This window comes from Alkalilimnicola ehrlichii, assembly GCF_003399765.1.
Taxonomy (GTDB): domain Bacteria; phylum Pseudomonadota; class Gammaproteobacteria; order Nitrococcales; family AK92; genus AK92.
This window is the reverse complement of record NZ_NFZV01000033.1, coordinates 22988-37861: the sequence shown is the minus strand read 5'-3', so window position 1 is coordinate 37861 and position 14874 is coordinate 22988. Positions and strand designations below refer to the sequence as shown.

At 56.9% G+C, this 14874-nt stretch carries 14 protein-coding genes and 1 tRNA gene; 13 read left to right on the top strand and 2 right to left on the bottom strand.

What is annotated here, in order from left to right; genetic code table 11:
* Nucleotides 1-306 precede the first annotated feature (306 nt).
* The 5 genes from CAI21_RS20135 to CAI21_RS20115 all read left to right on the top strand — a co-directional run bounded on the left by CAI21_RS20135 (nucleotide 307) and on the right by CAI21_RS20115 (nucleotide 4048).
* Entirely contained in the window at nucleotides 307-1629 is a 1323-nt protein-coding gene (locus CAI21_RS20135) for a M18 family aminopeptidase (protein WP_116303937.1), read from the top strand.
* Nucleotides 1630-1643: 14 nt separating this feature from the next.
* Nucleotides 1644-2627, top strand: coding sequence for a biotin--[acetyl-CoA-carboxylase] ligase (locus tag CAI21_RS20130; RefSeq protein WP_116303936.1), 984 nt, complete (start codon nucleotides 1644-1646; stop codon nucleotides 2625-2627).
* Nucleotides 2624-3349, top strand: a complete 726-nt coding sequence (locus CAI21_RS20125; protein ID WP_116303935.1) for a type III pantothenate kinase — start codon at nucleotides 2624-2626, stop codon at nucleotides 3347-3349. Before CAI21_RS20130 ends, CAI21_RS20125 begins: the two co-directional genes overlap by 4 nt.
* Nucleotides 3350-3351: 2 nt before the next feature.
* A complete protein-coding gene (locus CAI21_RS20120; protein WP_116303934.1) occupies nucleotides 3352-3954 on the top strand; it encodes an SPOR domain-containing protein in 603 nt (200 codons plus the stop codon).
* 18 nt (nucleotides 3955-3972) lie between these two features.
* Nucleotides 3973-4048: transfer RNA gene (locus CAI21_RS20115), tRNA-Thr, on the top strand.
* Between the two features lie 48 nt (nucleotides 4049-4096).
* Here CAI21_RS20115 and CAI21_RS20110 read toward each other — a convergent pair.
* Nucleotides 4097-5986, bottom strand: a complete 1890-nt coding sequence (locus CAI21_RS20110) for a diguanylate cyclase domain-containing protein (protein ID WP_116303933.1) — start codon at nucleotides 5984-5986, stop codon at nucleotides 4097-4099.
* Nucleotides 5987-6499: 513 nt separating this feature from the next.
* Here CAI21_RS20110 and CAI21_RS25335 point away from each other — a divergent pair.
* Together CAI21_RS25335 and CAI21_RS20105 are read left to right on the top strand one after the other, a co-directional pair.
* Complete coding sequence (locus CAI21_RS25335) at nucleotides 6500-6904, top strand: hypothetical protein (RefSeq protein WP_258868249.1); 405 nt, start codon at nucleotides 6500-6502, stop codon at nucleotides 6902-6904.
* Nucleotides 6905-6942: 38 nt separating this feature from the next.
* Complete coding sequence (locus CAI21_RS20105) at nucleotides 6943-7905, top strand: TIGR03013 family XrtA/PEP-CTERM system glycosyltransferase (RefSeq protein ID WP_258868248.1); 963 nt, start codon at nucleotides 6943-6945, stop codon at nucleotides 7903-7905.
* Nucleotides 7906-8191: 286 nt separating this feature from the next.
* Here the strand turns inward: CAI21_RS20105 and CAI21_RS25330 are convergent, their stop codons facing one another.
* A complete protein-coding gene (locus tag CAI21_RS25330; RefSeq protein WP_258868247.1) occupies nucleotides 8192-8323 on the bottom strand; it encodes a hypothetical protein in 132 nt (43 codons plus the stop codon).
* A 23-nt stretch (nucleotides 8324-8346) separates the two neighbouring features.
* Here CAI21_RS25330 and CAI21_RS20095 point away from each other — a divergent pair, with 23 nt between their 5' ends.
* The 6 genes from CAI21_RS20095 to CAI21_RS20070 all read left to right on the top strand — a co-directional run bounded on the left by CAI21_RS20095 (nucleotide 8347) and on the right by CAI21_RS20070 (nucleotide 14870).
* A complete protein-coding gene (locus CAI21_RS20095) occupies nucleotides 8347-8757 on the top strand; it encodes a polysaccharide biosynthesis/export family protein (protein ID WP_220348925.1) in 411 nt (136 codons plus the stop codon).
* A 113-nt stretch (nucleotides 8758-8870) separates the two neighbouring features.
* The gene (locus CAI21_RS20090) at nucleotides 8871-10385 is read left to right on the top strand and encodes an XrtA system polysaccharide chain length determinant (protein ID WP_116303931.1); all 1515 of its coding nucleotides are present in this window, start codon (nucleotides 8871-8873) and stop codon (nucleotides 10383-10385) included.
* 168 nt (nucleotides 10386-10553) lie between these two features.
* Nucleotides 10554-11429: a CpsD/CapB family tyrosine-protein kinase gene (locus CAI21_RS20085; RefSeq protein WP_116303930.1), complete on the top strand. Its 876-nt coding sequence runs from the start codon at nucleotides 10554-10556 to the stop codon at nucleotides 11427-11429.
* Nucleotides 11430-11573: 144 nt separating this feature from the next.
* Nucleotides 11574-12884, top strand: coding sequence for a porin family protein (locus CAI21_RS20080; RefSeq protein WP_116303929.1), 1311 nt, complete (start codon nucleotides 11574-11576; stop codon nucleotides 12882-12884).
* Between the two features lie 8 nt (nucleotides 12885-12892).
* Nucleotides 12893-13921 (top strand): ExeA family protein, encoded by a 1029-nt coding sequence (locus CAI21_RS20075; protein ID WP_116303928.1) that lies wholly within the window; start codon nucleotides 12893-12895, stop codon nucleotides 13919-13921.
* A gap of 28 nt (nucleotides 13922-13949) precedes the next feature.
* Complete coding sequence (locus CAI21_RS20070) at nucleotides 13950-14870, top strand: XrtA system polysaccharide deacetylase (protein ID WP_220348923.1); 921 nt, start codon at nucleotides 13950-13952, stop codon at nucleotides 14868-14870.
* Nucleotides 14871-14874 lie beyond the last annotated feature (4 nt).

The window sequence follows — 14874 nt, the reverse complement described above, 5'->3', positions numbered from 1 at the left end:
TCAGCGCCGATGATAGTGCCGCCCCGCTGTGGTGCGAAAGTAGGTCATCGCCAGGCGCTTATCACCAAACCCCCTCCGCATACGCGGAGGGGGTTTTTTATGCCTGAGCCTTTCAAGTCCCGCCCCGTCTTGCGCTCTGCAAAGGTGCCCTCCAAAATGAACGCCCAGTGCCTGAGCCAAGAGAAGGATAGAGGGGCAGCGTGCTGTGCGCGGTTGCGTATACCGCATGGCTCTGAGAGCCGCGGATGCTATCCTCTCTTGCTCGACGGTTTCGTCCGCCTTTCTACTCGCGCTAGGGGTGATGTTATGACAGAAGTAAGTGCTAGGGCTCGGGCTGAGGCATTGTTGGCGTATATTGGAAAGAGTCCCAGCCCCTGGCATGCAGTAAATACGACGGTCGACGAGTTGGAAGCAGCAGGATTCCAACGATTAGAGGAAGAGGCCGAGTGGGCTTTGCAACCGGAATCGGCGTATTACGTTATCCGCGACGGCTCGTCGATTATCGCTTTTCGTACGGGAAGTCGTTCGCTGCTGGAGACAGGCTATCGTATTATCGGCGCCCATACCGACTCGCCGGGTTTCCGTATTAAACCAAGCCCCGCACACGATAGAGAAGGTGTGACCCGCCTCGGTGTGGAGGTCTACGGTGGCCCCATCGTCGCGACGTTTTCCGATCGCGATCTGACTTTGGCCGGGCGCGTTATGGTGGCGCGGGGCGATGGGGGCCTGCAGGCGCGGGCGGTCCATTTCCCGCGGCCGCTATTGCGGCTGCCGAATGTCGCGATCCATATGAACCGAGAGGTGAATAACCAAGGTCTGCGGTTTGACGCACAGGACGAGCTTCCGTTGGTGCTTGAGCTGGCGAAAGACGAATTGCCCGCGGAGAAACGTTTTCGTTGTTTGCTTGCCGACGCCCTGGAGGTGGCGGAGAAAGACATCTGGAGTTGGGAGTTGGCGGTCGCCGATACGCAGCCCGGTGCCTTTTTTGGTGTAGGCGATGAGTTTATCGCTAGCCCTCAACTGGATAACCTGGCTTCGTGTCATGCCGGGCTTCAGGCATTACTTGAGGCAGATGCCCCGCAGGCGACGACGATATGTGCCTTTTTCGACCATGAGGAAATTGGCAGTCAGAGCTATAAAGGGGCGGAAGGAAGCTTCTTGCCCGATGTTCTGCGTCGAATCGGTTATGGCCTGGCTTATGACGACGCAGCGCAGAGCCGTATTCGTGCCCGCAGTCTGGTTTTAAGTGCCGATATGGCGCATGCCTACCATCCTAGCTTTGCGCGGTTCTATGACGAGTTGCACCGTGTGACTCTTAACGGCGGGCCGGTTATCAAGATTAATGCGAAGCAGCGTTATGCCACCGACGCCGCTGGTGAGGCTTACGTGCAACGGCTGGCGGCGGAGGTCGGCGTGCCGATCCAGAAGTACGTGCACCGGAGCAACTTGCCCTGCGGTAGCACGATCGGGCCGATCACGGCCGCACGGTTAGGGATGCGTGCGGTGGATATCGGCAACGCCATGTGGTCGATGCACAGTCTCCGAGAAAGCGCAGGCGCCCATGACCACGCAATGATGATTCTTCTAATGACTGCCTTCTTTCGACAGGCAGAACCGCTGGCGAGTTAACTGACACCGCGCTGATGGATAAAACACAAGAGCAGTACAACCAACTTTTGAGTCTCTTGGCGGACGGGCGCTTTCATTCCGGCGAGGCGTTGGGTCAACGGCTTGGCTGTAGTCGCGCGTCGTTATGGAAGCTCATTCGGCGGCTGCGGGACGAAGGACTCCCGGTCGAGGCGGTATCGGGTCGGGGCTATAGACTGACGGTAGCTGTCGAGCCATTACGAGAATCGCCTATTCGTGCGCACCTTGAATCGTTCTGTGACGAGTGGTCCCTGAGGGTGCTGGATCGGGTTGACTCGACAAACAGGCTTTTGCTTAATGAGGCGGGAACGCTTTGCCATCCGGCGGTGGTGCTGGCTGAGCGGCAGCTGGCCGGCAGGGGCCGATGGGGGCGACGCTGGGAAATGTCTTTTGGCGGTGGGGTCGCCCTATCGCTCATGTGGCCGTTTCATCGCCAGGGGGCGCAGCTAGCCGGTTTGAGCCTGGCAGTTGGCGTTACCTTGGCGGAATCGTTGGAAAAGATTGGTGTTCGCGGGCTGGGGCTTAAATGGCCGAACGACTTGGTGACTGTAGACGGCAAGCTTGCGGGCATACTGGTCGAACTCATTGCTCAGGCTGCAGGGGCCGCAAAAGCGGTTGTCGGTGTTGGATTGAACGTTCGCTTGAGCGAGCAGGCACGAGCGAAGATTGAGCAGCCCGTAGTTGATCTTCAGCAGTTGGTGGGGGATACCGCTTTGCAGCGAAACACGATCGCTGCGCTGATGATCGACGCAATAGCAAATGCATGCCGGGAATTCGAAGCCGGGGGCTTTAGCGCGTTTCGGGAGCGCTGGAACCGGCTAGATGTACTGAACGGGCAGCCGGTTAGTTTGCGCCTGCCGACGGAGATACAAGAGGGCATCGCTCGCGGAGTGGACGATAACGGTGCGTTTTTGCTGGAAGGGGAGGATGGTAAACATAGTTATTTCACCGGCGAGACGGAGTTGAAGGTACGCCGATGAGATTATTATTCGATATCGGTAACACGCGCATAAAATGGGGATGGTCGGCGGGTGCAGCCTTTGTGCCGGGCGGCCAAGTCCAGCACCGCGATGTTGCGCGGTGGGCGTTGCCTATAGAAGCGGATGTGCCGCCCAGCGAGGTTTTGGCGGTGAGCGTTGCGGGGCCGGAGGTCAACGCGCGGCTTGAGGATGCCATCGCTCAGCAGTTCGGCCTCCCGACCCGGTTCATTACCTCCGCAGCCAAGGCCGGCCCCGTTGTTAACGCCTATGTCGAGCCGGAAAAACTGGGTATTGATCGTTGGGCGGCTTTAGTGGGGGCGTATAGCCCTGACTTTTCGGCCTGCGTTGTGGATTGCGGTAGTGCGCTTACTGTCGACACCGTGACCGCGGCGGGTGCCCACTTGGGTGGGCTTATTATTCCCGGCTTAGCCATGATGCGACGTTCGTTGACTAACGACGCGCATCAATTACCAGTCGTTGACGATGCGTCTGTTGCATTGTTCGCGGCCGATACTAAAACCGCGATCGGTAGCGGAACACTGCTCGGTTTGGCGGCTATGATCGATGGTATCGTAGCGGCAGTTCGAAATCGGATAGACGGGCCGCTTAAAGTCTATTTGACCGGTGGGGATGCCGACACCGTTCGCCCGTTGTTAGGCGTGCCTGTGGAGTTGGAGCCGGATTTGGTTTTGAAAGGCTTGGCCTTGTTAGCAGAGGAATAGTCTTGAAGCTGCTTTTCCTTGCGTTGTTGCTGATTAATATTGGGGTGTTCGGTAGCCAGTGGGTCTATTCCCCTAAGCGCGAGGGTCCCGTCTCGCCTCCGCCGATGGAAGGTAATCTACGGTTAGTGAATGCGCCGATGCCAACGACCGAGGACGGGCGTTGTTATGTCCTCGGACCTCTCACTGACTCGGCTATCGGGGAAACGCATAGGCAGATACTTTCCAGCCGAGGGTACGAGGTTACGGTACTAACGCAGGGGCGACACGAGCCGCTGGGATATTGGGTATACCTTCCGGCGGCGCCTACGCTAGAAGCGGCGTATACGACCGGCCGTCGGCTTGCTCAAGCCGGCGTGGGAGATTATGCAGTCGTTGTCGGGCGGGAGCGAGCCAATGCGATTTCGCTTGGACTCTACGCTGAACGCGCTGCTGCCGAGCGGCGGCTGGCGGAGTTGACGGGGCTTGGGTTTTCTCCTGCTCTAGAGCGCCGCTACTCGCCGCAAGCCGGCGTCATGTTGCAGGTTCGGATCGAAGACGGCAGCCCTCCGGATATCGGAACTGAGCATCGATGGCTAGCCAGTGATTGCCAAGCTTTGCATTATTGAAATACCATAGGCGCACTTGCTGGCGTAGCTCAGTTGGTAGAGCAGCTGATTTGTAATCAGCCGGTCGCGGGTTCGACTCCTGTCGCCAGCTCCAGCTTGCGGGCGCCCACTGTTTGGGCGCCCTTTTTCTTCAGGTGCGTTCTTACTCGTCGTTTGTCTTTGCCACAAGGCCGATGGCCGTTCGATTGCGTCCGTTCGCTTTCGCGGAGTACAAGGCCTTATCCGCGGTGTTTATCAACCTATCTCTGCTTGCCTCGTTAACGGGGGTATCAACGCCGATCCCGATGCTGACGGTCACTCTTTGGCCCGGGACTCCACCGACCGCAAAGGGGATTGCTTTTTCCGCGATGATTTGGTGTATGCGAGCGGCGACCGCTTCTGCTCCCGATTGGTCGGTATTGGGTAATAGAACGGCAAACTCTTCCCCACCATAGCGGGCTACGACATCCGCAGGGCGAGCTACAGCCTGCTGCAAAAGTGCGCTAATGGCTTGTAAGCAATGATCGCCTTCGGCATGGCCATAGCTGTCGTTATAGCGTTTGAAGTAATCGACATCGACGAGTAACAGAGCGACAGGCGCTTGGTTTTGCATACCCCGTGCCCACTCTTGCTTTAACGCCATATCGAAAGCGCGCCGGTTGGCGATGTTAAGCAAACCGTCGGTGAGGGATAGCTGCTGGAGTTTTTGATTGCGGGCTTCAAGCTGGTGTTGGGTGTGTTTCAGGTCGCTGATGTCCTGTGTCAGCAACAGTATTTGGTCGATTTGCTTGGCGTCGTCGTATAGGGGGGCCGCCATGACCCTCAGGTGGTTTTGTCGATAGGAAAATTCTTCTTCCGATTTTACTCCCTCGAAGGCCTTGCGGGCCAAGGCCTCTAACTTATCTCTGGTCGTTAGCGGGTATAGCTCTTGAATCGTTCTGCCGAGCACGGTCTGCGGCAAGGGCTCGTTGGGGGCTCCTTGGCCGGCAATGAACACATACCTCAGTTCGCGGTTGAGTACAGCGACCCGGCCGTTGGGCAAATGACCGATGACTGCCCGTGCAATACGTTCGCTTTCCCGCTGTTTCGATAGTGAGTGTAGCTGAGCTTCCCGTGCTTCGTCTGTCGTCCTGATGGAACGAATAAGTAGATAGACGGCAGCAGTGGTCCCGAGCGCAAAGAAGGTAAAGATCAGTAACGCGCGTATCGCGGCCGGATAAAGTGTAGTTAGAAAAGCCCGATAGTCGTTGCTCACCGTTACGACCACGGGATAGCTCGACGTCGGGTTGAAGGCGACGATGCGAGTCGTGCCGTCGACAGGCGAAACGCCCCTATAGATGCGTCTGACTAACGGTTTGGTGGTCGTTGCCGGCTCGATTGCCTGGGAGAGGCCGGGGATCAGCCTGTGGTCAGGGTATTGGGCTAGCAATACCCCATCGTGTCGGTAGGCGCTAACTCGTATATCCAGACCCTTTGGCAATTGAGTGTAGAAGGCGTGAAAGTAGCGTATATCAAGCGTTGCAACGATAACGCCTAAGAATTCGGCGTTAGGTCCGTTGATCCGAATGCTGACGGGGATGAGCCATCGGTCTGAGCCAAGCCCCCTTATCGGGGCGCCGAGGTAGTGGTAGAGGCCGTTTTGATGAGCGCGAAAGTAGTCCCGGTTTATGACGTTGTTCGGCACGAGGATGGGCGAGGCGTTAGTCGTAAAGTTGACCCAGCCGCTTTCGTCGGCGATAAAGACGGACGCGATTTGCGGTGTACGCTGAAGCCTTTCCCGTAGCCTCCACCAATACTCTTGATCCTCCGCTAGCGTTTTCAGGCCTACTCTATACACGTCCGTTTCGACATCGAACAAAAGCAGTGTGGCGGAGCTGATGGCAAGTTCCGTATGTTCCGCGAGCAGGTGGGCTTGTGTCATTAACTGCTCTTCAACCATACGGTGTTCTCGCTCGTACTCTCGAAAAAAGTCCAAGGAGAGCAACAGGCCGATGGCGGTGATAGCCAGGACGGCGAACCGAACCAGTAAAAGTTGAGGTTTGTTAATGAGCATTGCGTTGTCTCGGAGGCTGCGCGGATGGCAGCGCCGGTGCCGAGGGCGAATCCCCCGCGACCCGGCTACTAATACCGGGTTAGATGCTGGGGCATCATTAGACGTAGTCGGAAGCCGTATGCCACGCTACTTATCTGCATCCGTGCGAGTGCAAGACCGGTTCCCGGTCGAGACAAGAGATTCCTTGCCGAAAACCAGCTTCGTCAGGCGGCGAAGTTCATGCAGTCTAGCTACCCCTATAGCGGTAATCTGCAAATAAGTTGGCAATTCCGGAAAGGCCAAAATGGATAAGGTCTAGCGGCCGTTCGTTTGCCCATGCATCGGGGTGAAACACCGCCAACGGTTACGCGCACCGGCAGACAGCGCAGTGCCGTTGCCGATATCAGAAGCCAATCCCATTCGCACATATTTAATGTTTGAAATTCCGAATTGCCGGCCTAAGTAGAAGTAACTAAAGAACTGGCGACCTCGGAAGGGCATGGTCGGCCAGCGAGGCTGATGCGAGGGGACACCATGGGGACAGTGCGCTTATTCAATCACCCAATCAAGCAGACGTACTTACTGCTGGCGTTGCTTGAGGGAGCACTGTTGGCCGGCGCTTTCTATTTGGCAGTGCATCTGCGCTTTCGCGCGGACCCCGTCGTTATCGCCGAAGCGGCGCACCCGCTTTGGCCGCGTGCCTTATTATTTGTTGCGGTCATTATGCTGTGTATGACCGCGACGGGCCTCTATAACCGTCGGATTCGGGATCAAATGGCAGGCCTAGCCGTACGGCTAGGGTTGAGTTTCCTGATGGCGATTCCGGCCCTAACGGTTGTGTTCTACGCTCTGCCGGAGTTTGCCGTTGGGCGTGGCGCTTTGGCACTGAGCCTTGTGCTGAGCCTAGCGTTCTTAGTGATGACACGAATGTTTTTTTAGATCTGCTCCATGCTCATAGTATTCAGCGACGTATCTTAGTGCTTGGGGCAGGAAAGAACGCCGCTAATCTAGCAATGCTAAGAAGGCGATCGGACCTGATTGGCTACAGCATTGTGGGCTATCTGCCACGTCCGGGGGACGTGCTCGGGGCAATACCGCACGAGAAACGTTTGTCGGCAGAAAGCGATCTGTGTTCTTTAGTGGCTCAGCTCCGGGTCGAGCTTATTATCGTCGCTGTCGACGACCGGCGGGGCAACTTGCCGATGGCGGAGTTATTGGAGTGTCGCACGCAAGGCGTCGAAGTTTTCGACCTGATCAGTTTTCTCGAGCAGGAAACCGGGAAACTCAAACTCGACGTTATGCAACCGGGGTGGCTTGCGTTTTCCCACGGTTTCCGTAAAGGGCTGCTGCGCAATTGCGTTAAGCGGAGCTTCGATCTAGCAGTCAGTCTAGCCTTGCTGCTACTGACCTTGCCGCTTTGGGGAATAACCGCCTTGGCGATTCTGATCGAAGGCCGCGGGCGAGGGCCGATCTTCTATCGGCAAATGCGGGTTGGCGAGGGCGGAAAGGTCTTCCCCCTCTATAAGTTTCGAAGCATGCGACCGGATGCGGAGAAAGAAGGCCAGGCCGTATGGGCGCGGCAGAACGATAATCGGATTACTCGGGTCGGTCGCATTATCCGTAAGTACCGTGTCGATGAGTTGCCGCAGCTGCTGAATATCCTCAGTGGGGACATGAGCTTTGTCGGTCCGCGCCCGGAAAGGCCTGAGTTCGTATCCCGTCTAAACGACTCTCTTCCTTACTATCGTGAGCGTCATCGGGTAAAGCCGGGGCTTACCGGCTGGGCACAGATTTGTTACCCCTACGGCGCCTCGGAGGAAGATGCATTCGAAAAGCTCCAGTTCGATTTGTATTACGTCAAGAACCATAGCCTATTTCTGGATCTGGCGGTGTTGTTGCAAACCGCAGAGGTCGTGCTGTGGGGGCGGGGTGCACGGTAAGGCTAGAGCTTGCAGTCGGGCTGTATTTGGCGGGCGTTATAGGAGTGGGTGAGGCGCTTGTTATTCATCTGGGGCGGCCCCAGCTTGTTCAGCAGGTTAATGTTCTCCCGCTACCGTAATCGCGCAGGCGTAGTTTAGGCAGTCTGCCTGAAACCACGTGTGCTGTCGCCGAGAGGCCGTGTCTGACCTAACTCTCGAGCCAACGGGTTGCTCGGGTTCGAGTGTTTTGGGTGTGCTGAGGATGGGCATTGTCCGCGGGGAGCGGCAGGTTCGCAACGACAAGGATTTAGTTGTTTTGGAGGCGCCGATGCAGACAACACGCTTCGCCTTGATGGGCCTTCTCGTGCTCTTGCTGTCTGGGTGTGCGCACCTCGGTCAGCAGCAAGGGAATGAAGAAGTGGCCGAACGCTTTAATCAAGCCCCCCGGCTCCCGCCTCTTATATGATCGGGCCGGACGATCAGCTACAGGTTGAGGTTTGGCGCAACCCGGATTTGTCGGTCAGTGTGCCGGTTCGGCCGGACGGAATGGTGTCCGTGCCTTTGATTGGCGATGTCCCGGCTGGCGGCCAAACGCCGCAGCAGGTGGCAGACAGTATCGAGGAGAAGCTACGGCATTACATCCGAGAGCCCCAGGTGACGGTCATCGTGACGGAGCTTCGCAGTCATGAATTCATCTCGCGGGTGCGAGTAACCGGGGCGGTGGGAGCGCCTATGTCTTTGCCATACCGGCAAGGGATGACCGTGCTCGATGCGGTGCTGGAGGCCGGGGGGTTACCGAGTTTGCCGCTGCCGACCGTGCGCGTTTGTACCGTCGCAACGGCGACGAAACGGAAGTGTTGCCGGTGCGTCTAGGACGGATTTTACAGGTGGGCGATTTGCAGACGAATGTTTATCTGCAACCGGGCGACATTATCTCCGTGCCGGAACGGTTGTTCTGATCTGTCACTAGCAGTAACGGGTGAGCCATGCAAACGGAAACGGAAGAAAGGTTAAAGGTTTTCTACCGCGAAGCTTTCGCCCGCCGGCGGCTGATGGTGACCTCCTTTGTGGTTATCACGGTGGTCATGCTGTTGGTCGGTATGAACTGGCCGAGGACGTACGAGTCGTCGACCACCATCATGATAGAAGAGCAGAACATCATTGAGCCCTTGATGGCCGGCGCTGCCGTATCGACCGATATTAGCGACCGTGCTCATAACGCAAGCGAATTGATTTTTAGCCGGGCGATTCTGATGCAGGTGTTGGAACATGGGGACTGGCTTGACGACGACCCGAGCCCGGTCGAGATCGAGTACATGCTCGACGGCTTACGTGGAAGTACCAATATCACCCAGGTTAGCCGCAATTTGATTCGGATTTCCTACACTGGCGGCGATCCTGAGCAGGTATATCAGACAACCGAAAAGCTAGCCAATTTATTTGTCGAGGAAATGGCTGGTTCGAAGTCCCAGGAAAGCGACGCCGCGTTCGCCTTCATCGATCAGCAAGTCAGGCAGTATGAGCAAGAATTGCAGCGCTCGGAGGAGCGTTTGCAGGAGCTGAGAGCCCGTAACCCCGACGCACGGCCTGGGGCGCGCGAAGAAGTTGCCGCACGTGTCGCACGGTTGCAGGAGCGGATGGAAACCTTAGAGCAAAGCTTGCGCGAAGCCTATATAGCCGAACGTTCGCTAGAAGAGCAGCTCTCCGGCGAAGCCGAGGGCGCTACCGGTTTCTCCCGTGCCGAGCGGATTCGAGACCGGATTGCCGAGCTTGAGTCCGAGCTGGATACCTTGCGCCTAACGTATCACGACACGTATCCCGACGTGATTACTCTGAAGCATCAAATCGAAGATTTGAACCAAGCATTGGCGCAAGAAGAGGAGCGGGAGGCCAGTGGCGAGCCTCGGGCGGACGATTTCGCTATCCGGGCGAACCCTGTTTATCAGGAGCTGCAAGGTCGCTTGTACGATGCGCGAACAACGATTCGTACCTTGCGGGCGAGTCTGGAGGATACGGAGCAACGTTTACAGCAGGAGCAAGCGCGAGCGGCCAGCATGGAAGAGGTCGAGGCTGAGCTTGCCAAGTTGTTACGCGATTACGAAGTCAATCAAGGTATTTATGAAGACCTCCAGCTGCGGCGTGAGAACGCGCGCGTATCGATGAATCTGAGCCGCGATCATCAAGGATTGCATGTGCGCGTTTACGAGCCGCCTTACTTCGCTCATCAGCCCGACGGGCCACGTCTGGCGCATTTCGTACTTGGCGGGTTTCTGTTGGGAGCGGCCCTGCCTTTGGCGTTGTTGTTCCTCTTTGTCTTGCTAGACCCGCGGGTTCGTACCGGAACCTCCATTACGGACGACCTGGAGCTGCATCTCTTAGGTGTGGTGCCGCATATGGCAACGCCGGCTGAGGCTCGGCAAGAACGGCGCAGCATGATTATCTCGGCTTTGGTGGTTATGGCCACCGTCGGTGTTGTGTTCTTGTTCCTCTTATTCCGATGACGAGGTAGTTAACAGCGGCTCCAAGCGACTATTTCTTGGAGCCGCCCAAATGGGAAGGACATTTGGCGTTTCCGAAGTTAGGCGATGTGGCGCTGCCGACTAGGACCGACGTGTCGTCGCGGTTGCTCAACGCCAGCTAGCGTGTTCGGGCCAAGGGAGTGGTCGTTTATGAGTAAGATCGAGGAAGCCTTACGTAGAGCTCGCTCGGAGCGTGCGCAGTCGGCTGCCGACAAAAGTGGATACGGGCCGCGGCATACGGTACCGGCGAGGCCGACGTCGCCGGCGCAGTCAAAGCAGCTGGTCGGCTTGAGCGCCGCGGAAGAAATTGCCCACATGCGCGAAACGCAAGCCCGCACGCCTGATGAATTAGCCAAACTGCGCATTATTCACTCTGAAAGCGAAGACCCCAGAGCGTGCGATGCCTTTCGGCATATTAGAACGGCATTGCTACAACGTAGCGCTGGTAGGAACTTCGTGCTTGTCGTTACCTCGGTGGCTGGCAATGGCGGAGCAAGTTTTGTTGCCTTGAATCTGGCGGCCTCGTTTGCGCTCGACGATAGTAAAACGGCGCTGCTTATCGATGGCAACTTGCGCGAGCCACGGCATAACGCATTACTTGCTGGCGCGGATCAATGCGCGGGTTTGACCGATTTTCTGGTTGGAGACGAAGATAAGGTCGAGAACATTATCCACCCCGTTGGCATACCAAGGCTGCGCCTGATTGCCGCCGGACAGCGCGGGCGTGCCGCTATGGAGTACTTTACCACGCCCCAGCTTGGCCGTTTGCTCAACGAGCTGAAGCAGCGTTATCGAGAGCGTTTCATCATTATCGACACGCCGCCGATCATGGAAGCGGCCGATGCTCGAATCTTATCCGAATTGTGTGATTTTACGTTGTTGGTCGTGCCGTACGGCAAAGTGACGAATGCTCAGATATCGGCTGCTGCCGATACCGTCGGGCAGGAAAAACTTGTCGGTTGCGTGATGAATAACGAGTGCGTGCTTCCGCGTTGGCAGGAAGGCGATGACGCCGGCGCAGAATGAATCCAAAGGCTGCCGAATTCTGGCGGGCCTGTTAAGGAGACACAGGACGGATTTTTCGGCACCCTGTAAGGGCGTGGTCCAAGCTGCGCCCGATAGGACTCCGTAGCACGATAAGCCCGCTAATCCATAGGAAGGGGGAGGGCCATGAACGTACTGGGGCGAAGAAGAATTGCCGTCCCGCTGTTATCGCTGGGTCTATGTTTGGCGGTCGCGAACCCCGTTCCCGCTTGGCAAATCGATTGGGCCGCGGGCGGTAGCATGGAATTTACCGATAACATTCGTCGAACGGCCACCGATACGCGTTCCGACCAAATCGGCGTTCTATGGGCGGGGGCCTGGATACAGGAGGATACTCCTACTTTACAATTGGGTTTGTCCTCCCTACTTGAGTACCACGACTATCAGCGCGGTACGTACGACGACGAATTGCTGTTCCGTTTGTCGGCGTTGGCTACTGCGAGCCTGATTCCTCAACGCTTACATTGGGTTGTCGAAGATTACTTCCGGCAGGTTCGGGTCGACGACTTGTCGCCGGTAACGCCCGATAACCGGCAAGATACCAACGTATTTTGGACGGGGCCGGATGCCTTCTTCCATTTCGGCCCTTCCACCGAGTTACGTCTTGGGGCTCGCGCTGGCCACTACTACTACAGTGAGCTGGATGCGGATAATTTCCGTTACGCGGGCAATGCCCGCTTAACTCGTCAGCTCCGCCCTCGTTTGGAAGGGTGGTTGAGCGCTGATGCAATGCGCGTGGATTACGATAACGACGACGAGTATATCGACTTCGACCGCTATGACGGATCGGCCGGCTTGCGTTTTTATATGCCGCGCTCGGAATTGCGGGCCGAGGCGGGTAATACCTGGATCGAACGCGATAACGCCGACAATCTGGAACGAGGCTTTGTCGCGCTGGAGCTGACTCGTCGTTTACCTGACGATGCGGTTGGCCGTGCGAGCTATACCCAGCGTTATACCGAAGGCGGGGCGACATTGCTCGCAGCCGGCTCCGATCCCATGCGAGCGGAGCTGGCCAGCGCGACACGACCGCGGGATATCGTCTACGAGCGTCGGGTCGATCTCCACTATGCACGGCGTTTTGGCAACATCGACACGATTATGGCCGCCCACTGGTGGGATGAAGATTTTACGACCGACCCCTTGGATCGAGTTTCGGTCGGCGGGCGGCTGGATCTGGGGCTGCGGATAACCTACGACTGGCTTGTCGGCGCATATCTTGCGTATCGGCATGTCGACTACGATCTCGTCTCGCGGGAAGACGACGATTGGTTGCTAGGGGCCCGCGTTGAGCACCGGTTCACGCAGCAAGCTACCGGTGCGGTAGAAGTCATTCATGACCGTCGAGATAGTACCGTCGGCGCGGCCGAGTACGAGGAAAACATCCTCATACTCAGCTTGCGTTACGGAGAACGACCACCCGAGGTACCGAGATAGGTGAGCCTATGTACTTAGAGTTCTTCGGCTTTACCGAGCACCCTTTTCGGCTGACGCCGGATGCAGATTTTCTGTATATGAGCAAAGCTCATGCGCGTGCAAAAGCATATATGGACTACACGGTACTGAGCCGGGACGGTTTCGTTGTGGTGACCGGAGAGATTGGCTCGGGTAAGACAACCCTGATTAATAAGCTGGTCGCCGAGTTGCCGGAGGATGTCGTTGTCGCCAAGATTTTTCAGACTCAGCTTAACGAAACGGAGTTTTTGCAGGCGGTCTTGACCGAGTTCGGCATCGAGTCCTATGCCACCAGCAAAACCGAGCTGTTGAATCTGCTTAATGAGTTTCTGATTGAGTGCTACAGCGCTGATCGTCGGGTTTTGTTGACGATCGACGAAGCTCAGAACCTCAGCGATAAAGTACTGGAAGAAATCCGCCTGCTCTCTGGCTTAGAGACGAACAAAGACAAGTTACTGAGCATTATTTTGACTGGCCAGCCGGAGTTGGCGGAGGTCATTGATTCTCCGCATATGGAGCAGCTTGCCCAGCGTGTGCGCTTGCGCTTTCACCTGGGTGCGTTGTCCGAAGACGAGACCCAAAATTATATCCGCCATCGCATGCAGATTGCCGGCAACGAGCAAGACGTCTTCCTCGACGATGCGCTCCCGTTGATTTACGAATACACCGGCGGTACGCCTCGCCTAATTAACTCCTTGTGCGACATGGCGTTGCTAACCGCCTTCGTTGATCAGCGGGAAACGGTTGACGAAACAGTCATTACGGCTTCTGTCGAAGAGCTCGGTTGGGTGCCTTTTTTCCAGCGTAGCGGGCAGGCCCGGCGTCTACAAACCGCCGCTACGCCGGCGCTGACGGTAGAAGGCGAGCTTGAAGATTGGGGCGACGACGTCGATCTATCGCAGAAGGTCGACAGGCTCTATGAATTCATGCCCCGAATGTCGGCCGGCATCATGGGCAAGATGCAACTCATCGAAGAGCGGATACGGGCGCTTTCGGAAGATCTGAAGCGTCGCGGATAAGCCGACCCCTTAGCAGGGAGCGCAAGCTATGGTAGGGATGCGTAACGCGATGACGGTTGACGTGGAAGACTATTTTCATGTTGCCGCACTGGCGTCTGCGATTAAGGTTGAGGATTGGGAGCAGTGCGAACGGCGGGTAGAGGCAAACACCCACCGCTTGCTCGAACTATTCGATGATAAAGGGGTGACGGCGACGTTCTTTGTCTTAGGCTGGGTTGCTGAGCGGCATGTGGGGCTTATTCGAGCCATTGCCGACCAAGGCCACGAAATTGCGTCGCACGGGCAATCGCATCAGCTGATATACCGCCAGACGCCGGACCAATTCCGGCAGGAAACTCGTTACTCCAAACAGCTTCTAGAAGATCTAGTACAGCGGCCGGTAATCGGTTACCGGGCCGCAAGCTACTCTATCACGCCAGCATCGACCTGGGCCTTGGACATTCTGGTCGAGGAAGGTTTCCTGTGGGACTCTAGTATATTTCCCGTCCGCCACGACCGTTACGGCATGCCGGACTCACCACGTTGGCCGTACCGCTTACGCACGCCGGCCGGCTACGAGCTGATTGAGTTTCCCTTAACTACTTATGAATTTTCCCGTTATCGATTGCCAGTGGCGGGCGGCGGCTATTTTCGCCTTTATCCGTATCGTTTGACGGAAGCTGCGCTGGCACGCATCAATGCGCGAGAACGGCGGCCGTTTATTTTCTACCTCCATCCGTGGGAAATAGACCCAGGGCAGCCCCGGGTATCGGTCGGTGCCCTATCCGCTTTTCGGCATTACACCAACCTGGACCGTTGTGAAAGCCGACTTCGGAGGTTGCTGGACAAGTTTTCGTTTACAACCGTCACGGATGTGCTTGCCGAACAAGGGCTCCACTTGCCGAAACCCGCACCGTTGGGCGCACCGGCAGCCGTTGATGCGGTATCGGCGTCGTTGGGGCGAGGGTAAGCGA